This window comes from Streptococcus sp. 9903 (genome assembly GCF_013276625.1).
Classification (GTDB): domain Bacteria; phylum Bacillota; class Bacilli; order Lactobacillales; family Streptococcaceae; genus Streptococcus.
In genome coordinates, this window is record NZ_VMLI01000032.1 from 61,840 (window position 1) to 77,619 (window position 15,780).

Here is a 15,780-nt window from a genome sequence, read left to right on the forward strand (position 1 = left end):
TAGTTTTTAATGAATGGGTATAAACATGAGAACTGAAACAGAAATGCTCGATGTAATTTTAAAGACTGCTGAAACCTTACAAGTCGCGGCTGTCGCCATGTCTGGTTCACGGACTGATACAAAAGTCTCAAAAGATGAATTTCAAGACTATGACGTAGTCTATGTTATAGAGAATCTGGACGAGCTGATTACAGATTTATCTTGGTTGGACCAGTTTGGCAAACGCGTTATCGAGCAAGAGGTTGCTCTTGACCATCGTCGTCTAAATCTTATGCTTTTTGAAGATGGTAATCGCATTGATTTGACCCTCTGCCCTAAAGAACACATGAAAGAATGGGTAGATAGCGAGTCGAAATTCATAGTTTTAGAAGATGAGAAGAGCCTGTTTGAGTCATATTATCCCAGTCCAAAGCGTTTCTGGATACATCCAGCTACTGAGACAGATTTTAAAAATTCCTGCAATGAATTTTGGTGGGTGTCAGCCTACGTGGTCAAAGGAATCTGTCGTAAGCAAGTCATCTATGCCACTGACCATCTCTACGGCATTTGTCAACAAGAATTCTTGAAAATTTTGGCTTGGCAGGTAGCAAGTGATAAGGGAAAAGTAGACGTCGGCAAGAATTATAAATATCTCTTTAACTATTTACCTGCTGAGAAAGAAAAGGAATTCTCGAATCTGCTTGATTTTTCAAGTGTAGAGAAACTTACTAAGTCTTTGTTTGCTACGATGCAACTTTTCCACCAAGAAGCTCACTCCCTTGCTCACAAGATGGGCTTTGGCTACGATAAGGAAGTGGCTGAGAAGATGATTAAGTATGCTGAGGAAAGAGTGAAGAAGTTTGGGAATAACTAGAAAAATGAAAAAGCGAGAGGAGAAGACTCATGATTGAAAAAGTGGAACGCCTCATTACAGAGATTAATCGTATTCATCGAGAATATTCTAAAGATTATTTTAAAACGGGTAAGGTGGAAAAAATCAATCTCAAGCATACCTTTTCAAAAGTTCCGACGAAAGCGATTTTGGCCTACCGTCTGAATTTACATGAGTCAATTAATGATTATCTGATGAAAGCGGATGTCCAAGATATTGCCTATGTTTATCGTGTCAAAACTTCTGAGTCTATTTTAGATAAAATTACACGTTTTTCAGAGCGTCAAGAGGGCTATCCTGTGAATTCAATTCTTAATGATATTTTTGGTGCTCGTATGATTTTAAGTTCCAAAGAGATTGCTCAAGTCATGGAGGAATTAGATGATTGGCAAGAGCTGTACGGACTAAAAAACTGGTATTTACGTGATAAAGATGGCTATGTCGGTATTCATATCTATTTTAAAAATAAAAGTAATTTTCACTATCCATGGGAACTCCAACTTTGGGATAAGAAAGATGTAGATAGCAATATCGCTAGTCATATCAAGTATAAACGAGGATTTGTGAAGTAGACACTTCAAGTGGAAATGACGATACAGGAATTGGGTGAAACTCACTTACTCTATATTTTTTCTTTTTCCATAATATTTACTCTCCATTCTTCGAAAGGAGTTGAACACGCCCTAAATGCTATGTGAAAATTCCTTAATACTAACCGAATCAATAAATTTTAAACACTTTAAACTACAGAAAGGATAGTTTGGTTACTTATCGTAACTGAACACGGGACTAAGACTTAGGAAACAAGAGAAATCTACTTGGGTTCATTGAACCCTATATCGATTTCCTATTTTTCTACAGAAATTTTCGGCAAGCCGAATCGTCCCTTTATATCTTAACTGAACACCTTTTCTGTAAAAACCTACTCTATATTCTTTGAAAGGAGTTGAACACGCCCTAAATGCTGGGTGAAAAAGATAAATTCTCTTGTGAGCTTGCTTACTTCAAGAATTTTCTATTTTCACTTGGTATTTTACGGGCTCTGTATCCTATATGAGTAACATTCAAAACATGTCCCTTGAGGACATTATGGGAGAGCGCTTTGGTCGCTACTCCAAGTACATTATTCAAGACCGGGCCTTGCCAGATATTCGGGATGGCTTGAAGCCGGTTCAGCGTCGCATTCTTTATTCGATGAATAAGGATGGCAATACTTTTGACAAGAGCTACCGCAAGTCGGCCAAGTCTGTCGGGAATATCATGGGGAATTTTCACCCACACGGTGACAGTTCCATCTATGATGCCATGGTCCGTATGTCACAGGACTGGAAAAATCGTGAGATTCTAGTCGAAATGCACGGTAATAACGGTTCTATGGACGGTGATCCGCCTGCGGCTATGCGTTATACTGAGGCGCGTTTGTCTGAGATTGCAGGCTACCTTCTTCAAGATATCGAGAAAAAGACCGTTCCTTTTGCTTGGAACTTTGATGACACCGAAAAAGAGCCGACTGTTCTGCCAGCAGCCTTTCCAAATCTTTTGGTCAATGGTTCGACTGGTATTTCGGCTGGATATGCCACAGACATTCCTCCCCATAATTTGGCTGAGGTCATTGATGCGGCGGTTTACATGATTGACCATCCAACGGCCAAAGTTGAAAAACTCATGGAATTCTTGCCTGGGCCAGATTTCCCTACAGGAGCTATCATCCAAGGACGTGATGAAATCAAGAAAGCTTATGAAACCGGAAAAGGGCGCGTGGTTGTTCGTTCCAAGACCGAAATTGAAAAGCTAAAAGGTGGTAAGGAACAAATTGTTGTCACTGAGATTCCCTATGAGATTAATAAGGCCAATCTAGTCAAGAAAATCGATGAAGTCCGTGTCAATAACAAGGTAGCAGGAATCGCTGAGGTTCGTGATGAGTCTGACCGTGATGGTCTTCGTATCGCTATTGAACTTAAGAAAGACGCTAATACGGAGCTTGTTCTCAACTACCTTTTCAAGTACACTGACCTACAAATCAACTACAACTTCAACATGGTGGCGATTGACAATTTCACACCTCGTCAGGTTGGGATCGTTCCAATCTTGTCTAGCTATATTGCCCACCGTCGTGAAGTGATTTTGGCGCGTTCACGCTTTGATAAGGAAAAGGCTGAAAAACGTCTCCATATCGTCGAAGGTTTGATTCGCGTGATTTCGATTTTGGACGAAGTCATTGCGCTTATCCGTGCTTCTGAGAATAAGGCTGATGCCAAGGAAAATCTCAAGGTCAGCTATGATTTTACAGAAGAGCAGGCTGAGGCTATCGTAACCTTGCAACTGTACCGTTTGACCAATACCGATGTGGTTGTCTTACAGGAAGAAGAAGCCGAACTTCGTGAAAAGATTGCCATGCTTGCTGCTATTATCGGGGATGAACGGACTATGTACAATCTCATGAAGAAAGAACTTCGTGAGGTCAAGAAGAAATTTGCGACTCCACGTTTGAGTACTTTAGAAGACACTGCGAAAGCAATCGAGATTGATACAGCTAGTCTGATCGCCGAGGAAGATACCTACGTCAGCGTGACCAAGGCAGGTTACATCAAGCGTACCAGCCCACGTTCCTTTGCAGCCTCCACCTTGGAAGAAATTGGCAAGCGTGATGATGACCGTCTAATCTTTGTACAAGCTGTCAAGACAACCCAGCATCTCTTGATGTTTACGACACTTGGAAATGTCATTTATCGACCAATTCATGAATTGGCAGATATTCGCTGGAAGGATATCGGAGAGCATCTGAGCCAGACCATTACAAACTTCGAAACTAACGAAGAAATCCTTTATGTGGAAGTGGTGGATCAGTTTGATGATGCGACAACCTACTTTGCGGCGACTCGTTTCGGTCAAATCAAACGGGTAGAGCGCAAAGAATTCACTCCATGGCGGACCTACAAGTCTAAGTCTGTCAAGTATGCTAAGCTCAAAGACGAGACAGACCAGATTGTAGCAGTGGCTCCAATTAAATTGGATGATGTTCTCTTGATTAGCCAAAATGGTTATGCCCTACGTTTCAATATCGAAGAGGTTCCGGTTGTCGGTGCTAAGGCAGCAGGTGTCAAAGCTATGAACTTGAAAGAAGATGATGTCCTCCAAGCAGCCTTTATCTGTAATACCTCGTCCTTTTACCTCTTGACCCAGCGTGGAAGTTTGAAACGTGTTTCTATTGAGGAAATTCCAGCAACCAGTCGTGCCAAACGCGGACTACAAGTCTTGCGTGAGTTGAAAAACAAACCGCACCGTGTCTTCTTGGCAGGAGCAGTTGCAGAGCAAGGCTTCGTTGGTGACCTCTTTAGTACAGAAGTGGAAGAGAACGACCAAACTCTGCTTGTTCAATCCAACAAAGGAACAATCTATGAAAGCAGATTGCAAGACTTGAACTTGTCAGAACGCACTAGCAATGGAAGCTTCATTTCTGACACGATTTCAGATGAAGAAGTTTTTGACGCTTATCTTAAAGAAGTATTTACTGAAGCTAAATAAGTGAAATGAAGAATCAGTTCTAAGAGCTGGTTCTTTTTATTGAAGAAATTTTCTGAAAATTACAAAATATACTTGCTATTTTAGAAAAATAGTGTAGAATATAAGAAATAGGTTTTTAGAATAAGGAGTGGAATATGACAGTAACGATTGATTGGGAAAACCTTGGTTTTTCCTATATGAAATTACCTTATCGCTATATTGCTCATTTTAAAAATGGACAATGGAATCAAGGAGAGCTTACAGAGGATGCAACTTTGCATATTTCAGAGTCTTCTCCAAGTCTCCACTATGGACAACAAGCATTTGAAGGTTTGAAAGCTTATCGTACTAAGGATGGCAGTGTTCAACTGTTCCGTCCTGATGAAAATGCCAAACGCCTGCAACGTACATGTGACCGTCTCTTGATGCCACAAGTTCCGACAGACATGTTTGTAGAGGCTTGTAAAGCAGTTGTCCGTGCGAATGAAGAATACGTACCACCATACGGAACAGGTGGAACCCTCTATCTTCGCCCTCTTTTGATTGGTGTCGGAGATATTATCGGGGTAAAACCAGCAGAGGAGTATATTTTTACTATCTTTGCTATGCCAGTTGGAAATTACTTTAAGGGTGGTTTGGTCCCTACCAACTTCTTGATTCAGGATGAATACGACCGTGCTGCTCCAAATGGTACAGGTGCGGCAAAGGTTGGTGGAAACTATGCTGCCAGTCTCTTGCCAGGGAAATTGGCGAAATCACATCATTTCTCAGATGTTATCTACCTAGACCCATCAACTCATACAAAGATTGAAGAAGTCGGTTCAGCTAACTTCTTTGGAATTACAGCTGACAATGAGTTTGTAACACCATTGAGTCCATCTATCTTGCCATCTATTACTAAGTATTCTTTGCTTTATTTGGCAGAACACCGCTTGGGCTTGACTCCTATTGAGGGGGATGTCCCAATTGATAAGCTTGACCGTTTTGTAGAGGCAGGTGCCTGTGGTACAGCAGCAGTTATCTCTCCAATTGGTGGAATTCAGCACGGTGATGATTTCCATGTATTCTATAGTGAAACAGAAGTTGGTCCTGTGACTCGTAAACTCTATGATGAATTGACAGGTATTCAGTTTGGTGATATTGAAGCGCCAGAAGGTTGGATTGTAAAAGTAGATTAAAATAAACAAAAGGAGATTTTTATGAAATCGAAAAAGTGGCTCTTAACAGCAGGAGTGGTCCTGAGCACAACAGCTCTTTTAGCAGCCTGTGGAAAAGCTGATAAAGAAGCAGATGCACCGACAACATTTTCTTATGTTTATGCAGTGGATCCAGCATCCTTGGACTACAGCATAGCAACGCGTACATCCACAACAGATATTATCGGGAATGTCGTTGATGGTTTGATGGAAAACGACCAGTACGGAAATGTTATTCCTTCCTTGGCTGAGGATTGGTCTGTGTCAAAAGATGGATTGACTTATACCTATAAACTTCGTAAGGGAGTGAAATGGTACACTTCAGAAGGCGAAGAATACGCAGAAGTAACAGCCCATGACTTTGTGACAGGATTGAAACACGTGGCGGACGGTAAGTCAGACGGTGTCTCTCTCATCCAAAATTCAATCAAAGGCTTGGACGCCTATATGACTGGTGAAACTAATGATTTCTCTACAGTTGGTGTTAAAGCTCTGGATGACTACACAGTTGAGTATACATTGAATGCGCCAGAAAGTTTCTGGAATTCAAAAGTGACAACAGCGACGATGTTGCCTGTAAATGAAGAGTTTTTAAAGGCATCAGGAAAGAATTACGGAGAGGTTAGCCCAGCAGGTATTCTCTACAATGGTCCTTATTTCTTAAAAACATTGACTTCTAAATCGTTGATTGAATATGAAAAAAATCCAAATTACTGGGATAAAGAAAATGTTAAAATTGAGAAGATTAAATTGACCTACTACGATGGTTCAGATCAGGAGTCTTTGATCCGTAGCTTCTCCTCTGGTGCTTATACGACAGCCCGTCTCTTCCCAAGCAGCTCAAACTTTGCTTCAACTTTGGAACAATACGGAGATAAAATCACTTATAGCCCACAAGATTCAAGTAGTTATTACTTTACTTTTAACGTAAATCGTCAGTCATACAATAAAACTGCGAAAACAAGCGAAGAGCAAAAGACTTCTACAAAAGAAGCGATGCTCAATAAGGACTTCCGTCAGGCTATCAACTTTGCCTTCAACCGTCATTCGTATGCTGCCCAGCTAAACGGTGAAGATGGTGCGGACAAGATTATTCGTAACAGCCTTGTTCCAGATAACTTCGTACAAGCAGGTGGTAAGAACTTTGGTCAAATCGCTCAAGCAGAGTTGGTGAACTATGGTGACCAATGGAAAGGTGTTGAGCTAGTTGACGGTAAGGATTCTATCTACAACCCTGAAAAGGCTAAAGTTGCTTTCGAAAAAGCCAAGAAAGACTTGGAATCTAAAGGGGTAACCTTCCCAATTCACTTGGATGTCCCGGTTGAACAAACAGATACTATCGCCGTGCAACAAAGCAACTCTTTCAAACAGTCTATTGAATCAACTCTTGGTGCTGAAAATGTTGTCATCGATGTACTTCAAATGACAGATAATGAAAAAGAAACGATTACATCACAAGCGCGTGTTCCTTCTCAAAAAGACTATGATTTGAACAGTACAGGATGGGCTCCAAGTTATCAAGATCCAGCATCTTACTTGAATATCATGGACCCTAAATCAGGTTCTGCCATGAAACACCTTGGTATTACGAAAGGAAAAGATAAGGATGTTGTAGCTAAACTTGGTTTGGATCAATATAAGAAATTGTTAGAAGATGCTGTTTCTGAGACCACTGACCTAGAGAAGAGATATGAAAAATATGCTAAAGCTCAAGCTTGGTTGACAGATAGTTCATTATTGATGCCAACAGCTTCATCTGGTGGTTCTCCAGTTGTAAGTAACGTAGTACCATTCTCAAAACCATACTCACAAGTTGGTATTAAAGGTGACCCATATATCTTTAAAGGTATGAAATTGCAAAAAGATATCGTTACAACAAAAGAATATGAAGAAGCTCTTAAAAAATGGCAAAAAGACAAATTGGAATCTAATAGCAAGTACCAAAAAGAACTAGAAAAACACATTAAATAACGCAGAAAACTCTATGTCAGACAAGCCTGATATAGAGTTTTTTCTTGCTAGTTTTAGGATTTTCTTGTAAAATAGAAAAAGTGAAGAGAGGTATGAAATGAGTAAGAAAGATAAAAAAATCGAAATTCAAGTAGCAGATGCCAAAGTTAATGTAGGAAAAGACAGTTTTGAAGGCTATACCTTGACCATTGGTAAAAAAGTTATCGGAGAAATTGCCGAATTAGACGGACAATTTGCCATCATAAAGAATGGAAATGTCGATAGTTTTTATAAAAAATTGGAAAAAGCTGTGGAAATTTTGATTGAAAATTATAATTTAGCAAAATAAGTCTTGTTTTTTTGAAATTTTCATGATATAATAGTCCATGTTGATTGTAGGAGAGATAGCGAAGAGGCTAAACGCGGCGGACTGTAAATCCGCTCCTTCGGGTTCGGGGGTTCGAATCCCTCTCTCTCCATTTTATCAATGGGGTATAGCCAAGCGGTAAGGCAAGGGACTTTGACTCCCTCATGCGTTGGTTCGAATCCAGCTACCCCAGTTCTTAGGTAATAATCAAGATAAAAAGCAAAATATCTTAGGGTATTTTATTTTTATAATTGAAAGACGTGAATGATATGAACATGTCCTTGCGGGTGCTTAGGAAAAAAATTATAAGTATGTCAAGTTTAAGAAAAACTTGATTGTTGGAGGATTTTTTAGATGAACGAATTTGAAGATTTGCTAAATAGCGTTAGCCAAGTTGAGACTGGTGATGTTGTTAGTGCTGAAGTATTGACAGTTGATGCGACTCAAGCTAACGTTGCAATCTCTGGAACTGGTGTTGAAGGTGTCTTGACTCTTCGCGAATTGACAAACGATCGCGATGCAGATATCAATGACTTTGTTAAAGTAGGAGAAGTATTGGATGTTCTTGTACTTCGTCAAGTAGTTGGTAAAGATACTGATACAGTTACATACCTTGTATCTAAAAAACGCCTTGAAGCTCGCAAAGCATGGGACAAACTTGTTGGTCGCGAAGAAGAAGTTGTTACTGTTAAAGGAACTCGTGCCGTTAAAGGTGGACTTTCAGTAGAATTTGAAGGTGTTCGTGGATTTATCCCAGCTTCAATGTTGGATACTCGTTTCGTACGTAACACTGAGCGTTTTGTAGGTCAAGAATTTGAGGCTAAAATCAAAGAAGTTGACGCTAAAGAAAACCGCTTCATCCTTTCACGTCGTGAAGTTGTTGAAGCAGCTACAGCAGCGGCTCGCGCTGAAGTATTTGGTAAATTGGCTGTTGGTGATGTTGTAACTGGTAAAGTTGCACGTATCACAAGCTTTGGTGCTTTCATCGACCTTGGTGGTGTTGACGGATTGGTTCACTTGACTGAATTGTCACACGAACGTAACGTATCACCAAAATCAGTTGTAACTGTTGGTGAAGAAATTGAAGTGAAAATCCTTGATCTTAACGAAGAAGAAGGACGTGTATCACTTTCACTTAAAGCAACAACACCTGGACCATGGGATGGCGTTGAGCAAAAATTGGCTAAAGGTGATGTAGTTGAAGGAACAGTTAAACGTTTGACTGACTTCGGTGCATTTGTTGAAGTATTGCCAGGTATCGATGGACTTGTTCACGTATCACAAATTTCACACAAACGTATTGAAAATCCAAAAGAAGCTCTTAAAGTTGGTCAAGAAGTTCAAGTTAAAGTTCTTGAAGTTAACGCAGATGCAGAGCGCGTATCACTTTCTATTAAAGCTCTTGAAGAGCGTCCAGCTCAAGAAGAAGGACAAAAAGAAGAAAAACGTGCTGCTCGTCCACGTCGTCCAAAACGTCAAGAAAAACGTGATTTCGAACTTCCAGAAACACAAACAGGATTCTCAATGGCTGACTTGTTCGGTGATATCGAACTTTAATCAAATTGAAAATTCATAAAATCCTTTGTTTACTAAACAAGGGATTTTTCTTTTGTCTCTGCTCCTTTTTTGATATAATAGTTCTATGTTAAAATCAGAAAAACAATCACGTTATCAAATGTTAAATGAAGAATTGTCCTTCCTTTTGGAAGGCGAAACCAATGTTTTGGCTAATCTTTCCAACGCAAGTGCTCTTTTAAAATCACGTTTTTCCAATACGGTATTTTCAGGCTTTTATTTGTTTGATGGAAAGGAATTGGTTTTAGGTCCCTTCCAAGGAGGTGTTTCCTGCATCCGTATTGCACTAGGCAAGGGTGTTTGTGGTGAAGCTGCTGAGTTTCAGGAAACAGTCCTGGTTGGTGATGTAAGTACCTATCCCAACTATATTTCTTGTGACAGTCTAGCTAAAAGTGAAATTGTGGTGCCGATGATAAAGAATGGCCAACTACTTGGAGTTCTGGATTTGGATTCTTCAGAGATTGAGGATTACGATGCTATGGATCGAGATTATTTGGAACAATTTGTCGCTATTTTGCTTGAAAAGACAGAATGGGACTTTACAATGTTTGGGGAAAAATCTTAATGTATCAAGCACTTTATCGAAAATATAGAAGTCAAAACTTCTCCCAGTTGGTTGGTCAAGAAGTTGTGGCTAAGACTCTTAAACAAGCAGTAGAACAAGAGAAAATAAGTCATGCCTATCTTTTTTCTGGTCCACGTGGAACAGGAAAAACCAGTGTAGCTAAGATTTTTGCTAAGGCTATGAACTGTCCCAATCAAGTAGGTGGTGAACCTTGTAATAACTGCTATATTTGTCAGGCAGTGACGGACGGTAGTTTAGAAGATGTCATTGAAATGGATGCGGCCTCTAATAATGGGGTGGATGAAATCCGTGAAATTCGCGATAAATCTACCTATGCGCCTAGCCTTGCTCGTTATAAGGTTTATATCATAGATGAGGTTCACATGCTGTCTACAGGGGCTTTTAATGCCCTCCTAAAGACGCTGGAAGAGCCAACACAGAATGTAGTCTTTATTTTGGCCACTACTGAATTGCACAAGATTCCTGCTACTATTCTATCCCGTGTCCAACGTTTTGAGTTTAAATCAATTAAGACACAGGATATTAAGGAACATATCTACTATATTTTAGAAAAAGAAAATATCAGTTCTGAACCAGAGGCTGTGGAAATCATTGCCAGACGTGCTGAAGGTGGGATGCGAGACGCCTTGTCTATTTTGGATCAAGCCCTGAGTTTGACACAGGGAAATGAGCTGACGGCTGCCATTTCTGAAGAAATTACAGGCACCATTAGCCTATCAGCCTTGGATGATTATGTGGCTGCCTTGTCTCAACAGGATGTTCCAAAGGCCCTAGCATGCTTAAATCTTCTCTTTGACAATGGTAAGAGTATGACTCGTTTTGTGACGGATCTTTTGCACTATTTAAGAGACTTGTTAATTGTTCAAACAGGTGGAGAAAACACTCATCATAGTCCAGTCTTTGTAGAAAATTTGGCACTTCCTCAAGAAAATCTGTTTGAAATGATTCGCTTAGCGACAGTCAGTTTAGCAGATATTAAGTCTAGTTTGCAGCCCAAGATTTATGCTGAAATGATGACCATTCGTTTAGCGGAAATTAAGCCTGAACTAGCTCTATCAGGGGCAGTTGAACATGAAATTGCTTCGCTGAGACAAGAAGTGACACGTCTCAAACAAGAACTCGCAAATGTGGGAACTGTGCCCAAGCCAACAAATCCAGCTCCTAGTCGTCCAGCAGTAGGCAAGACAGTCTATCGTGTGGATCGAAATAAAGTGCAATCTATCTTACAAGAGGCCGTTGAAAATCCTGATTTGGCACGTCAAAATCTGATTCGTTTGCAGAATGCCTGGGGAGAGGTAATTGAAAGTCTAGGTGGGCCGGACAAGGCTCTGCTAGTTGGTTCTCAACCGGTTGCAGCTAATGAACACCATGCCATTCTTGCTTTTGAGTCTAATTTCAATGCTGGTCAAACCATGAAACGAGATAATCTCAACACCATGTTTGGTAACATCCTCAGTCAGGCAGCAGGTTTTTCACCCGAAATTTTAGCCATTTCCATGGAGGAATGGAAAGAAGTTCGCGCAGCCTTTTCAGCCAAAGCCAAATCTTATCAAACTGAAAAAGAAGTAGAAGAAAGCCTGATTCCAGAAGGATTTGAATTTTTGGCTGATAAAGTGAAGGTAGAGGAAGACTAAAGAAAGATTTCATGATACAATAAGTTTATGAATAAACAACAATTTATTATCATCGCGCTGTTCACAGCTGCTGAGACCTATTTTTTCAATGAAGCCTGGATGACTGGTCGTTATATTATGGCAGCCTTTTGGGCCATTTTGCTCTTTAGAAATTTCCGAGTTAGTTACTTGATGGGCAAGATTGTAGATGTCATTGACCAGCATTTAAAAGGAAAAGACTAGCCCTCAGCTTCCAGACAAAATCAAAGCCTTTTAGGCTTTTTTTTGTTATACTAGAAAAGTATATTTATAGACCTTTTACTCTATTTCTGGGGAAATCAGACGTTTTTCTAGTAAGCACTGTAAAGGTCTTGAAAAAGAAAGGAACTATCATGTCAGTATTAGAGATCAAAGATCTTCACGTTGAGATTGAAGGAAAAGAAATTTTAAAAGGGGTTAACCTGACCCTGAAAACAGGAGAAATCGCCGCTATCATGGGACCAAATGGTACTGGTAAATCGACTCTTTCTGCCGCTATCATGGGAAATCCAAACTATGAAGTGACCAAAGGTGAGGTCTTGTTTGATGGCGTAAACATCCTTGAGTTGGAAGTTGACGAGCGTGCGCGTATGGGACTTTTCCTTGCTATGCAATACCCATCAGAAATTCCTGGTATTACTAACGCTGAGTTTCTTCGTGCTGCTATGAATGCTGGTAAAGAAGATGATGAGAAGATTTCAGTTCGTGAGTTTATTACTAAGTTAGATGAAAAAATGGAATTGCTCAACATGAAAGAAGAAATGGCAGAGCGTTACCTCAACGAAGGCTTCTCTGGTGGTGAGAAAAAACGTAATGAAATTCTTCAACTCTTGATGTTGGAACCAACTTTCGCTCTTTTGGACGAGATTGACTCAGGTCTTGATATTGACGCTCTTAAAGTCGTATCGAAAGGTGTCAATGCCATGCGTGGTGAAGGCTTTGGTGCTATGATTATCACTCACTACCAACGTCTTTTGAACTACATCACACCTGATGTGGTACACGTTATGATGGAAGGTCGTGTTGTCCTTTCAGGCGGTCCAGAATTGGCTGCGCGTTTGGAACGTGAAGGATACGCAAAACTAGCTGAAGAACTTGGCTACGACTACAAGGAAGAATTGTAATTTCCTCGTATCTTTTAGGAGAAGTAAATGACTAAAGAAAACATTAAACTTTTTTCAGAAATGCACGCTGAACCAAGCTGGTTGGCTGACCTCCGTCAAAAAGCTTTTGATAAGATTGAGAGCCTAGAATTACCAGTTATTGAGCGTGTCAAATTTCACCGTTGGAATCTGGGTGATGGAACGATTACAGAAAGTGAGCCATCAGCAAATGTTCCAGATTTCACAGCTTTAGATAATCACTTGAAATTGGTTCAAGTAGGTACTCAAACAGTTTTTGAACAAATTCCAGTTGAGTTGGCTGAACAGGGTGTCGTCTTTACAGACTTCCACTCAGCTTTAGAAGAAATTCCAGAGCTTATTGAGGAATTCTTCATGTCATCTGTTAAGTATGACGATGACAAGTTGGCAGCCTACCATACAGCTTATTTCAATAGTGGTGCTGTCCTCTATATTCCTGATAACGTGGAAATTTCTGAACCAATCGAAGGAATTTTCTATCAAGACAGCGATAGCGATGTACCGTTTAACAAGCATATTATGATTATCGCTGGTAAAAATTCTAAGATTAGTTATCTGGAGCGCTTAGAGTCACGCGGTGAAGGAAGTGCCAAAGCAACTGCTAATATTACAGTAGAAGTGATTGCTCGTTCAGGTGCGCAAGTAAAATTTGCTGCGATTGACCGTCTAGGTGAGAATGTCACAGCTTATATTAGCCGTCGTGGTAAATTAGGAAACGATGCAAGTATTGACTGGGCAATCGGTGTCATGAACGAAGGGAACGTCGTTGCGGATTTTGATAGTGACTTGATTGGTAATGGTAGCCATGCCGACCTTAAAGTGGTAGCTCTTTCAAGTGGCCGTCAGGTTCAAGGGATTGATACGCGAGTGACTAACTATGGTTGCAACTCAATCGGAAATATCCTACAACATGGAGTTATTCTTGAAAAAGCAACCTTAACCTTCAATGGTATTGGCCACATTATCAAGGGTGCCAAGGGAGCAGATGCGCAACAAGAGAGCCGTGTTCTCATGCTTTCAGACCAGGCTCGTTCAGATGCTAACCCAATTCTTTTGATTGACGAAAATGACGTTACTGCAGGTCACGCGGCTTCTATCGGTCAAGTGGATCCAGAAGATATGTACTACCTCATGAGCCGTGGCTTGGATAAGGCAACTGCAGAACGTTTGGTTGTCCGTGGTTTCCTTGGCTCCGTTATCGTTGAGATTCCAGTCAAGGAAGTTCGTGATGAAATGATTGCGACTATCGAAGAAAAATTGTCAAAACGCTAAGGGGTAGCCTATGTTAGATGTAGAAGTGATTCGCAAGGATTTTCCAATTTTAGACCAGATTGTCAACGATGAACCTCTGGTCTATCTGGACAATGCTGCGACGACACAAAAACCACTAGCAGTTCTGGAAACAATCAACCGCTACTATGAGCAGGACAATGCCAATGTTCACCGTGGTGTTCATACTTTGGCAGAACGAGCGACAGCATCTTATGAAGCCGCTCGTGAAAGCATTCGTAAGTTCATCAATGCAGGTTCGACAAAAGAAGTTCTCTTTACTAGAGGAACGACAACCAGCCTTAACTGGGTGGCACGCTTTGCAGAGGAAATCTTAACTGAGGGTGACCAAGTCTTGATTTCTGTCATGGAACACCATTCCAATATCATTCCATGGCAAGAAGCCTGTCGCAAGACTGGAGCAGAGCTTGTTTATGTCTATCTCAAGGATGGAGCTCTGGATATGGATGATTTGCGAGCTAAATTGACTGATAGAGTCAAGTTTGTCTCCCTTGCTCACGCCTCAAATGTTCTTGGTGTGGTCAATCCAATCAAAGAAATCACTCAATTGGCCCACCAAGTTGGAGCCATCATGGTGGTGGATGGTGCTCAGTCTACTCCTCATATGAAGATTGATGTCCAGGACTTGGATGTGGACTTCTTTGCCTTTTCAGGTCACAAGATGGCTGGTCCGACTGGTATCGGTGTTCTTTACGGCAAAGAAAAGTATCTGGAACAAATGTCACCAGTTGAATTTGGTGGTGAGATGATTGATTTCGTCTATGAGCAATCTGCTAGCTGGAAGGAGTTGCCTTGGAAATTCGAGGCAGGAACTCCAAATATGGCTGGTGCAATCGGACTTGCTGCTGCAGTTGATTATCTGGAAAAGATTGGTATGGATGCCATTGAAGCCCATGAACAGGAATTGATCGCATACGTCTATCCAAAACTGCAGGCGATTGAAGGACTGACCATTTATGGTTCACAGGACTTGGCTCAACGTTCAGGTGTCATTGCCTTTAACCTAGGTGACCTTCATCCGCACGACCTTGCGACGGCTCTGGATTATGAAGGAGTGGCTGTTCGTGCTGGTCACCATTGTGCGCAACCCTTGCTCCAGTATTTGGAAGTCCCAGCAACAGCTCGTGTAAGTTTTTATATCTACAATACCAAGGCTGACTGCGACAAATTAGTGGATGCCTTACAAAAGACAAAGGAGTTTTTCAATGGCACTTTCTAAACTAGATAGCCTCTATATGGCAGTGGTAGCGGACCATTCGAAAAATCCACATCACCAAGGGAAGTTGGAAGATGCTGAGCAAATCAGTCTCAACAATCCGACCTGTGGGGATGTTATCAACCTCTCTGTCAAGTTTGATGCAGATGATCGTTTGGAAGATATTGCTTTTCTAAACTCAGGATGTACGATTTCAACTGCCTCTGCAAGCATGATGACAGATGCAGTTTTAGGAAAAACCAAACAAGAAATCTTAGAACTGGCGACTATTTTTTCTGAAATGGTTCAAGGGCAAAAAGATGACAGACAAGATAGTCTTGGTGATGCTGCTTTCTTGTCAGGTGTTGCCAAATTCCCTCAACGAATCAAGTGTGCAACCTTAGCTTGGAACGCCCTCAAGAAAACAATTGAAAATCAAGAAAATCAATAAG

At 40.8% G+C, this 15,780-nt stretch carries 14 protein-coding genes and 2 tRNA genes; all 16 read left to right on the forward strand.

The window, feature by feature from the left end; all coding sequences use genetic code 11:
• Window positions 1–25: 25 nt before the first annotated feature.
• Window positions 26–853, forward strand: coding sequence for an aminoglycoside 6-adenylyltransferase (locus tag HT696_RS10000; RefSeq protein ID WP_173217575.1), 828 nt, complete (start codon window positions 26–28; stop codon window positions 851–853).
• A gap of 29 nt (window positions 854–882) precedes the next feature.
• Window positions 883–1,443 (forward strand): GTP pyrophosphokinase, encoded by a 561-nt coding sequence (locus tag HT696_RS10005; protein ID WP_173217573.1) that lies wholly within the window; start codon window positions 883–885, stop codon window positions 1,441–1,443.
• A 481-nt stretch (window positions 1,444–1,924) separates the two neighbouring features.
• Window positions 1,925–4,396 carry a DNA topoisomerase IV subunit A gene (gene parC / locus HT696_RS10010; protein WP_173283606.1) on the forward strand — a complete coding sequence of 824 codons (2,472 nt, stop codon included), beginning with the start codon at window positions 1,925–1,927 and terminating at the stop codon, window positions 4,394–4,396.
• 134 nt (window positions 4,397–4,530) lie between these two features.
• Complete coding sequence (locus tag HT696_RS10015) at window positions 4,531–5,553, forward strand: branched-chain amino acid aminotransferase (RefSeq protein ID WP_173253975.1); 1,023 nt, start codon at window positions 4,531–4,533, stop codon at window positions 5,551–5,553.
• A 21-nt stretch (window positions 5,554–5,574) separates the two neighbouring features.
• A complete protein-coding gene (locus HT696_RS10020; RefSeq protein WP_173283607.1) occupies window positions 5,575–7,542 on the forward strand; it encodes a peptide ABC transporter substrate-binding protein in 1,968 nt (655 codons plus the stop codon).
• A gap of 97 nt (window positions 7,543–7,639) precedes the next feature.
• A complete protein-coding gene (locus HT696_RS10025) occupies window positions 7,640–7,870 on the forward strand; it encodes a DUF2969 domain-containing protein (protein WP_000037113.1) in 231 nt (76 codons plus the stop codon).
• 49 nt (window positions 7,871–7,919) lie between these two features.
• Window positions 7,920–8,000 (forward strand) — tRNA-Tyr (locus HT696_RS10030).
• Window positions 8,001–8,009: 9 nt separating this feature from the next.
• Window positions 8,010–8,081: transfer RNA gene (locus HT696_RS10035), tRNA-Gln, on the forward strand.
• A gap of 161 nt (window positions 8,082–8,242) precedes the next feature.
• On the forward strand, window positions 8,243–9,445 hold the full coding sequence (gene rpsA / locus HT696_RS10040) for a 30S ribosomal protein S1 (protein ID WP_050142076.1): 1,203 nt from the start codon (window positions 8,243–8,245) through the stop codon (window positions 9,443–9,445).
• An 85-nt stretch (window positions 9,446–9,530) separates the two neighbouring features.
• Window positions 9,531–10,028, forward strand: a complete 498-nt coding sequence (locus HT696_RS10045; RefSeq protein ID WP_173252865.1) for a GAF domain-containing protein — start codon at window positions 9,531–9,533, stop codon at window positions 10,026–10,028.
• A complete protein-coding gene (gene dnaX / locus HT696_RS10050) occupies window positions 10,028–11,683 on the forward strand; it encodes a DNA polymerase III subunit gamma/tau (protein WP_173282932.1) in 1,656 nt (551 codons plus the stop codon). The genes HT696_RS10045 and dnaX overlap by 1 nt, the downstream gene beginning before the upstream one ends.
• A gap of 27 nt (window positions 11,684–11,710) precedes the next feature.
• Window positions 11,711–11,905, forward strand: a complete 195-nt coding sequence (locus HT696_RS10055; protein WP_173282933.1) for a DUF3272 domain-containing protein — start codon at window positions 11,711–11,713, stop codon at window positions 11,903–11,905.
• 149 nt (window positions 11,906–12,054) lie between these two features.
• Window positions 12,055–12,825: a Fe-S cluster assembly ATPase SufC gene (gene sufC / locus HT696_RS10060; protein ID WP_000114489.1), complete on the forward strand. Its 771-nt coding sequence runs from the start codon at window positions 12,055–12,057 to the stop codon at window positions 12,823–12,825.
• Window positions 12,826–12,852: 27 nt separating this feature from the next.
• Window positions 12,853–14,115, forward strand: coding sequence for a Fe-S cluster assembly protein SufD (gene sufD, locus HT696_RS10065; protein WP_173282934.1), 1,263 nt, complete (start codon window positions 12,853–12,855; stop codon window positions 14,113–14,115).
• 10 nt (window positions 14,116–14,125) lie between these two features.
• On the forward strand, window positions 14,126–15,352 hold the full coding sequence (locus HT696_RS10070) for a cysteine desulfurase (RefSeq protein ID WP_173274855.1): 1,227 nt from the start codon (window positions 14,126–14,128) through the stop codon (window positions 15,350–15,352).
• The gene (sufU, locus tag HT696_RS10075; RefSeq protein WP_023936697.1) at window positions 15,339–15,779 is read left to right on the forward strand and encodes a Fe-S cluster assembly sulfur transfer protein SufU; all 441 of its coding nucleotides are present in this window, start codon (window positions 15,339–15,341) and stop codon (window positions 15,777–15,779) included. The genes HT696_RS10070 and sufU overlap by 14 nt, the downstream gene beginning before the upstream one ends.
• Window position 15,780 lies beyond the last annotated feature (1 nt).

What these genes read in the sequence shown, in the direction of transcription:
- sufD (WP_173282934.1), top strand. Translation starts at nt 12,853, where the DNA reads ATGACTAAAGAAAACATTAAACTTTTTTCAGAAATGCACGCTGAACCA.
- sufC (WP_000114489.1), top strand. Translation starts at nt 12,055, where the DNA reads ATGTCAGTATTAGAGATCAAAGATCTTCACGTTGAGATTGAAGGAAAA.
- HT696_RS10015 (WP_173253975.1), top strand. Translation starts at nt 4,531, where the DNA reads ATGACAGTAACGATTGATTGGGAAAACCTTGGTTTTTCCTATATGAAA.
- HT696_RS10005 (WP_173217573.1), top strand. Translation starts at nt 883, where the DNA reads ATGATTGAAAAAGTGGAACGCCTCATTACAGAGATTAATCGTATTCAT.
- HT696_RS10025 (WP_000037113.1), top strand. Translation starts at nt 7,640, where the DNA reads ATGAGTAAGAAAGATAAAAAAATCGAAATTCAAGTAGCAGATGCCAAA.
- rpsA (WP_050142076.1), top strand. Translation starts at nt 8,243, where the DNA reads ATGAACGAATTTGAAGATTTGCTAAATAGCGTTAGCCAAGTTGAGACT.
- sufU (WP_023936697.1), top strand. Translation starts at nt 15,339, where the DNA reads ATGGCACTTTCTAAACTAGATAGCCTCTATATGGCAGTGGTAGCGGAC.
- parC (WP_173283606.1), top strand. Translation starts at nt 1,925, where the DNA reads ATGAGTAACATTCAAAACATGTCCCTTGAGGACATTATGGGAGAGCGC.
- HT696_RS10070 (WP_173274855.1), top strand. Translation starts at nt 14,126, where the DNA reads ATGTTAGATGTAGAAGTGATTCGCAAGGATTTTCCAATTTTAGACCAG.
- HT696_RS10000 (WP_173217575.1), top strand. Translation starts at nt 26, where the DNA reads ATGAGAACTGAAACAGAAATGCTCGATGTAATTTTAAAGACTGCTGAA.
- dnaX (WP_173282932.1), top strand. Translation starts at nt 10,028, where the DNA reads ATGTATCAAGCACTTTATCGAAAATATAGAAGTCAAAACTTCTCCCAG.
- HT696_RS10055 (WP_173282933.1), top strand. Translation starts at nt 11,711, where the DNA reads ATGAATAAACAACAATTTATTATCATCGCGCTGTTCACAGCTGCTGAG.
- HT696_RS10020 (WP_173283607.1), top strand. Translation starts at nt 5,575, where the DNA reads ATGAAATCGAAAAAGTGGCTCTTAACAGCAGGAGTGGTCCTGAGCACA.
- HT696_RS10045 (WP_173252865.1), top strand. Translation starts at nt 9,531, where the DNA reads ATGTTAAAATCAGAAAAACAATCACGTTATCAAATGTTAAATGAAGAA.